Genomic DNA, 7,290 nt, shown 5'->3' with positions numbered 1-7,290 from the left:
GGCACTGCACCCCAATAATGAGACCTAAGAAAAACACTATTTTGAGACCTGTTTCCTATATTCTATAGGGGATAGGTCTTTTAATTTCCGTTGAATTCTCGTTTCATTATAAAATATGATGTAATTTTTGACAATATCTGTTATACTATCTTTAGTTAGGTTTCTCCAGTTATGGAGATAGAAGGTTTCAGACTTTAGGACGGAATGAAACCATTCAATACAGGCGTTATCTGCGGGTGTTCCTTTTCGGGACATGGAGCGGATAATGCCTTTTTCTGTGCATGTCTGATAATAAGCTTTAGAGGTATAGACTGAACCTTGGTCACTATGTAAGAGTGTTCCTTTCGGTAAATCCAACTGATTTAACGTATCTAAAACAAAGTCTGTGTCCTGACTATCTGAAATTGTATAAGCTACAATCTCTCGGTTATACAAATCCATAATGGACGAGAGATAAAGTTTACAGTTTCCGAAATAGAGATAGGTGATGTCTGTTACCAATCTTTGAAGGGGTTGTTTGGCTTGGAAGTCCCTACTGAGCTTATTTTCAGTGACATAGTAAGGTTTGCCAAGTTTTGGGACCTTCTTTGTTTTGACACGGCAAAGCCAACCATTTTGTTTCATGATACGATAAACCTTTTTGTGATTCACTGTCAAACCATATCTGCTTTTTAAAAGCCGTGTAATGGTTCGATAACCATAAATATAGCCATTTTCAAGGCATAATATCTCAATCTTCTCAGTGACATCATCCATCGTTTTTACCGTTGCTGGCTCAGATTTCCAGCGATAGTCGGTAGATCTTGCCACACCAAAACAAGCCAAAATCATCGGGATTGGATAGTCAGCTTTATAGTCTTCTACAAGCTTGATAAGGGCTATTTTATCGATTTCCTTATCAAGCTGCGATACTTTTTAGCAGCTTTACCTCTAATCTTAATTGTTCAACCTCAGATAATTCTGTCATCCCTTTACCGTAAGTATATTGTTTTCCGACAGGTTGGTAGAAGCGGTGAAGTTCATTGTTTTGATACCATTTCCACCATGTGTAAATTTGACTATCATTCTTTATCCCTAGGGTTTCCATGATAACCTTGTTGGATTTACCTGCTTTTTTCATTTCGATACAAGCTAGTTTTATGTCTAGTGAATATGCTTTTTTGACCATAAGAAAACACTCCTAATTCTATTATAGTAGAATTCATGGAGTGTTTTTCTTTCGTCTCACTTATGGGGGCAGTATCTTGGCCCAACCTCTTTTTCTTCTCAAAAGTCACGAATTACGCCGAAACAGGAAATATTATTTCTAATTGTATTCTATTTGGCTGTATGTAATACCAAAATAGCGGATTTGCTCCTATGTGATTTTTTCTCTGCTAGACTATATACAGAGAGGAAAGGAGGAAGAATGTTATGGAGGACTTCGGGAAGGTTTATAGAAAAGTACGAGGTATCGTCATGAGATGTAGAAAGGATTACTATGTCCATCTATGGGAGTTAGATGATTGGGACCAAGAAGGAATGCTAGTCCTGTATCAATTATTGAGTCAACACCCAGACTTGGAAGACAGTAGATTGTATGTGTATTATAAGACCAAGTTCCGCAATCATGTCTTAGATGTGATTCGGAAACAAGAAAGCCAGAAAAGGAGATTAGATAGAATGTCGTATGAAGAAGTAAGTGAAGTAGGACATAGATTACATACAGGAGGCTTACTCCCTGATGAAGCCTATCTACTAAAAGACCAACTCAGCCGTTATCGCTCAGGACTCACCCCAGACTTACAAGAGCAGTACGACCGCTTACTCGCCGATGAACGATTTAAAGGACGCCGCAAACTCTTACGAGACTTACGCACCCATTTAAGAGACTGGGAGTAAAAGCACCCTCACTATAGAGCGTATCTACAATACAAAAACTAAAAAGAACAGGAACATAGAGAAAAAGGAGAAAGTATGAACACATATAAGAGACATAAAGGGAGCTATCTTGGCTATTATTACAAAAGCGGACTTCATTTACGGATGGATTATGAGAGTTATCAAGTCCATGTAGAAAAAATCTTGGAAATAAGTAAAAAAAGTTCAGAAGAGGGAGGGTATAGAAAATATTTTAAAATAGAGAAAAACACCTTATCAATCAAAAAAGGATTAAAAAAAGTAATAAAAAAATCAAAAAAAACGAAAAAAAGTGTTGACAAAGAAATGGATAGGTGATATACTAAGATAGTTGTCGCGAGAGAGCGACAAAGACCTTTGAAAACTGAACAAGACGAACCAATGTGCAGGGCGACTGAGGAGACTCAGTCAGTCAAACACAAGAAACAATAAATCTGTCAGCGAGACAGAAGTGAGTGAGAGCTCAAACTTTATATGAGAGTTTGATCCTGGCTCAGGACGAACGCTGGCGGCGTGCCTAATACATGCAAGTAGAACGCTGAAGCTCTGGTGCTTGCACCGAGCGGAGGAGTTGCGAACGGGTGAGTAACGCGTAGGTAACCTGCCTGGTAGCGGGGGATAACTATTGGAAACGATAGCTAATACCGCATAACAGTGCTTACTGCATGGTAAGCATTTGAAAGGTGCAATTGCACCACTACCAGATGGACCTGCGTTGTATTAGCTAGTTGGTGGGGTAACGGCTCACCAAGGCGACGATACATAGCCGACCTGAGAGGGTGATCGGCCACACTGGGACTGAGACACGGCCCAGACTCCTACGGGAGGCAGCAGTAGGGAATCTTCGGCAATGGGGGCAACCCTGACCGAGCAACGCCGCGTGAGTGAAGAAGGTTTTCGGATCGTAAAGCTCTGTTGTAAGAGAAGAATGTTAGTGGGAGTGGAAAATCTGCTAAGTGACGGTATCTTACCAGAAAGGGACGGCTAACTACGTGCCAGCAGCCGCGGTAATACGTAGGTCCCGAGCGTTGTCCGGATTTATTGGGCGTAAAGCGAGCGCAGGCGGTTAGATAAGTCTGAAGTTAAAGGCTGTGGCTTAACCATAGTACGCTTTGGAAACTGTTTAACTTGAGTGCAGAAGGGGAGAGTGGAATTCCATGTGTAGCGGTGAAATGCGTAGATATATGGAGGAACACCGGTGGCGAAAGCGGCTCTCTGGTCTGTAACTGACGCTGAGGCTTCGAAAGCGTGGGGAGCGAACAGGATTAGATACCCTGGTAGTCCACGCCGTAAACGATGAGTGCTAGGTGTTGGGTCCTTTCCGGGACTCAGTGCCGCAGCTAACGCATTAAGCACTCCGCCTGGGGAGTACGACCGCAAGGTTGAAACTCAAAGGAATTGACGGGGGCCCGCACAAGCGGTGGAGCATGTGGTTTAATTCGAAGCAACGCGAAGAACCTTACCAGGTCTTGACATCCCAGTGACCGTCCTAGAGATAGGATTTTTCTTCGGAACACTGGTGACAGGTGGTGCATGGTTGTCGTCAGCTCGTGTCGTGAGATGTTGGGTTAAGTCCCGCAACGAGCGCAACCCTTATTGTTAGTTGCCATCATTCAGTTGGGCACTCTAGCGAGACTGCCGGTAATAAACCGGAGGAAGGTGGGGATGACGTCAAATCATCATGCCCCTTATGACCTGGGCTACACACGTGCTACAATGGCTGGTACAACGAGTCGCAAGTCGGTGACGGCAAGCTAATCTCTTAAAGCCAGTCTCAGTTCGGATTGTAGGCTGCAACTCGCCTACATGAAGTCGGAATCGCTAGTAATCGCGGATCAGCACGCCGCGGTGAATACGTTCCCGGGCCTTGTACACACCGCCCGTCACACCACGAGAGTTTGTAACACCCGAAGTCGGTGAGGTAACCGTAAGGAGCCAGCCGCCTAAGGTGGGATAGATGATTGGGGTGAAGTCGTAACAAGGTAGCCGTATCGGAAGGTGCGGCTGGATCACCTCCTTTCTAAGGAAAAAAGGAACTGTATATTGGTCGTCATGTTTAGTTTTGAGAGGTCTTGTGGGGCCTTAGCTCAGCTGGGAGAGCGCCTGCTTTGCACGCAGGAGGTCAGCGGTTCGATCCCGCTAGGCTCCATACAACTCGAGAGAGTTGTAGAGATTTGCACATTGAAAATTGAATATCTATATCAAATAGTAACAAGAAAATAAACCGAAAACGCTGTGAATTAATGAGTTTTCTAATTTGAAAGAATTAGGTTAAATAAGGTTAAGTTAATAAGGGCGCACGGTGGATGCCTTGGCACTAGGAGCCGAAGAAGGACGTGACTAACGACGAAATTCCTTGGGGAGCTGTAAGTAAGCAATGATCCAGGGGTGTCCGAATGGGGGAACCCAACATGTAATGCATGTTATCCATGACTGTTAAGGTCATGAGAAGGAAGACGCAGTGAACTGAAACATCTAAGTAGCTGCAGGAAGAGAAAGCAAAAGCGATTGCCTGAGTAGCGGCGAGCGAAACGGCAGGAGGGCAAACCGAAGAGTTTACTCTTCGGGGTTGTAGGACTGCAATGTGGACTCAGATTTTGTAGAAGAATCTACTGGGAAGTAGAGCCAAAGAGAGTAAGAGCCTCGTATTCGAAACAGAGTCTGTACCTAGCAGAATCCTGAGTACGGCGGGACACGCGAAATCCCGTCGGAATCTGGGAGGACCATCTCCCAACCCTAAATACTCCCTAGTGACCGATAGTGAACCAGTACCGTGAGGGAAAGGTGAAAAGCACCCCGGGAGGGGAGTGAAATAGAACCTGAAACCGTGTGCCTACAACAAGTTCGAGCCCGTTAATGGGTGAGAGCGTGCCTTTTGTAGAATGAACCGGCGAGTTATGATATGATGCGAGGTTAAGTTGAAGAGACGGAGCCGTAGGGAAACCGAGTCTGAATAGGGCGGACTTAGATCATGTTATAGACCCGAAACCATGTGACCTACCCATGAGCAGGTTGAAGGTGCGGTAAAACGCACTGGAGGACCGAACCAGGGCACGTTGAAAAGTGCTTGGATGACTTGTGGGTAGCGGAGAAATTCCAAACGAACTTGGAGATAGCTGGTTCTCTCCGAAATAGCTTTAGGGCTAGCGTCGATGTTAAGTCTCTTGGAGGTAGAGCACTGTTTGGGTGAGGGGTCCATCCCGGATTACCAATCTCAGATAAACTCCGAATGCCAACGAGATATAATCGGCAGTCAGACTGCGAGTGCTAAGATCCGTAGTCGAAAGGGAAACAGCCCAGACCACCAGCTAAGGTCCCAAAATAATTGTTAAGTGGAAAAGGATGTGGGGTTGCACAGACAACTAGGATGTTAGCTTAGAAGCAGCTATTCATTCAAAGAGTGCGTAATAGCTCACTAGTCGAGTGACCCTGCGCCGAAAATGTACCGGGGCTAAAACAATTTACCGAAGCTGTGGATTACCTAATAGGTAATGGTAGGAGAGCGTTCTATGTGTGGTGAAGGTGTACCGTGAGGAGCGCTGGAACGCATAGAAGTGAGAATGCCGGTATGAGTAGCGAAAGATGGGTGAGAATCCCATCCACCGTAAGACTAAGGTTTCCAGGGGAAGGCTCGTCCGCCCTGGGTTAGTCGGGACCTAAGGAGAGACCGAAAGGTGTATCCGATGGCCAACAGGTTGATATTCCTGTACTAGAGTATGAAGTGATGGAGGGACGCAGAAGGCTAACTCAACCAGACGAATGGAAGTGTCTGGCTAAGTAGTGAGGCGTGGTATGAGTCAAATGCTTATACCTATAACGTTGAGCTGTGATGGGGAGCGAAGATTAGTAGCGAAGTGAGTGATGTCACACTGCCAAGAAAAGCTTCTAGCGATGATCACACTCTACCCGTACCGCAAACCGACACAGGTAGTCGAGGCGAGTAGCCTCAGGTGAGCGAGAGAACTCTCGTTAAGGAACTCGGCAAAATGACCCCGTAACTTCGGGAGAAGGGGTGCTCAGTAATACTGAGCCGCAGTGAATAGGCCCAAGCAACTGTTTATCAAAAACACAGCTCTCTGCTAAATCGTAAGATGATGTATAGGGGGTGACGCCTGCCCGGTGCTGGAAGGTTAAGAGGAGGGTTTAGCGGCAACGCGAAGATCTGAATTGAAGCCCCAGTAAACGGCGGCCGTAACTATAACGGTCCTAAGGAAGCGAAATTCCTTGTCGGGTAAGTTCCGACCCGCACGAAAGGCGTAATGATTTGGGCACTGTCTCAACGAGAGACTCGGTGAAATTTTAGTACCTGTGAAGATGCAGGTTACCCGCGACAGGACGGAAAGACCCCATGGAGCTTTACTGCAGTTTGATATTGAGTGTCTGTGCCACATGTACAGGATAGGTAGGAGCCAAAGAGATCGGGACGCGAGTTTCGAAGGAGGCGCTGTTGGGATACTACCCTTGTGTTATGGCCACTCTAACCCGCATAGTTTATCACTATGGGAGACAGTGTCTGACGGGCAGTTTGACTGGGGCGGTCGCCTCCTAAAAGGTAACGGAGGCGCCCAAAGGTTCCCTCAGATTGGTTGGAAATCAATCGCAGAGTGTAAAGGTATAAGGGAGCTTGACTGCGAGAGCTACAACTTCGAGCAGGGACGAAAGTCGGGCTTAGTGATCCGGTGGTTCCGAATGGAAGGGCCATCGCTCAACGGATAAAAGCTACCCTGGGGATAACAGCTTATCTCCCCCAAGAGTTCACATCGACGGGGAGGTTCGGCACCTCGATGTCGGCTCGTCGCATCCTGGGGCTGTAGTCGGTCCCAAGGGTTGGGCTGTTCGCCCATTAAAGCGGCACGCGAGCTGGGTTCAGAACGTGCGTGAGACAGTTCGGTCCCTATCCGTCGCGGGCGTAGGAAATTTGAGAGTCTGCTCCTAGAACGAAAGGACCAGAGTGGACTTACCGCTGGTGTACCAGTTGTCTCGCGAGAGGCATCGCTGGGTAGCTATGCAGGGAAGGGATAAACACTAAAGCATCTAAGTGTGAAACCCACCTCAAGATGAGATTTCCCATAACGTTAAGTTAGTAAGAGCCCTGAGAGAAGATCAGGTAGATAGGTTAGGAGTGGAAGTTGTGTGAGCAATGAAGCGGACTAATACCATAGCTCGAGGACTTATCCAAAATAAGTAAGATTCAACGAGAACATAGCGTGGTTTAGTTCTTGGAGAGGATTTGATAAGATATTCAATTTTGAGTGTGGAAATACTCAGAATAGTTAAGTGACGATAGCCTAGGAGATACACCTGTACCCATGCCGAACACAGCAGTTAAGCCCTAGAACGCAGAAGTAGTTGGGGGTTGCCCCCTGTGAGATATGGTAGTCGCTTAGCTAT

General features: G+C 46.2%; 3 protein-coding genes, 1 tRNA gene and 3 rRNA genes. 6 read left to right on the top strand and 1 reads right to left on the bottom strand.

Annotated features, from left to right (window positions below; all coding sequences use genetic code 11):
• Positions 1-36: 36 nt before the first annotated feature.
• Positions 37-1,168 (bottom strand): IS3 family transposase gene (locus tag AB1I63_10795; GenBank protein ID MEW4355291.1). Its coding sequence is split into 2 segments (ribosomal slippage): positions 37-916 and positions 915-1,168, totalling 1,134 coding nucleotides; the frame shifts between segments, so codons are not numbered across the junction.
• A 245-nt stretch (positions 1,169-1,413) separates the two neighbouring features.
• Between AB1I63_10795 and AB1I63_10790 the strand changes: the two genes are divergently transcribed.
• From AB1I63_10790 to rrf, 6 genes are all read left to right on the top strand, one after another.
• Positions 1,414-1,881, top strand: coding sequence for a sigma-70 family RNA polymerase sigma factor (locus AB1I63_10790; protein ID MEW4355290.1), 468 nt, complete (start codon positions 1,414-1,416; stop codon positions 1,879-1,881).
• A 75-nt stretch (positions 1,882-1,956) separates the two neighbouring features.
• Complete coding sequence (locus AB1I63_10785; protein ID MEW4355289.1) at positions 1,957-2,217, top strand: hypothetical protein; 261 nt, start codon at positions 1,957-1,959, stop codon at positions 2,215-2,217.
• Positions 2,218-2,369: 152 nt separating this feature from the next.
• Positions 2,370-3,919: ribosomal RNA gene (locus AB1I63_10780) — 16S ribosomal RNA — on the top strand.
• 56 nt (positions 3,920-3,975) lie between these two features.
• Positions 3,976-4,048: transfer RNA gene (locus AB1I63_10775), tRNA-Ala, on the top strand.
• Between the two features lie 130 nt (positions 4,049-4,178).
• Positions 4,179-7,078, top strand: a 23S ribosomal RNA gene (locus AB1I63_10770).
• Positions 7,079-7,172: 94 nt separating this feature from the next.
• Positions 7,173-7,287: ribosomal RNA gene (gene rrf, locus AB1I63_10765) — 5S ribosomal RNA — on the top strand.
• Together the 16S, 23S and 5S rRNA genes with 1 tRNA gene alongside form the textbook arrangement of a ribosomal RNA operon.
• The last annotated feature ends 3 nt before the right edge of the window (positions 7,288-7,290 follow it).

This window comes from Streptococcus pneumoniae (assembly GCA_040719455.1).
Lineage (GTDB): Bacteria > Bacillota > Bacilli > Lactobacillales > Streptococcaceae > Streptococcus > Streptococcus pneumoniae_G.
This window is presented reverse-complemented; position numbering and strand designations above follow the sequence as displayed.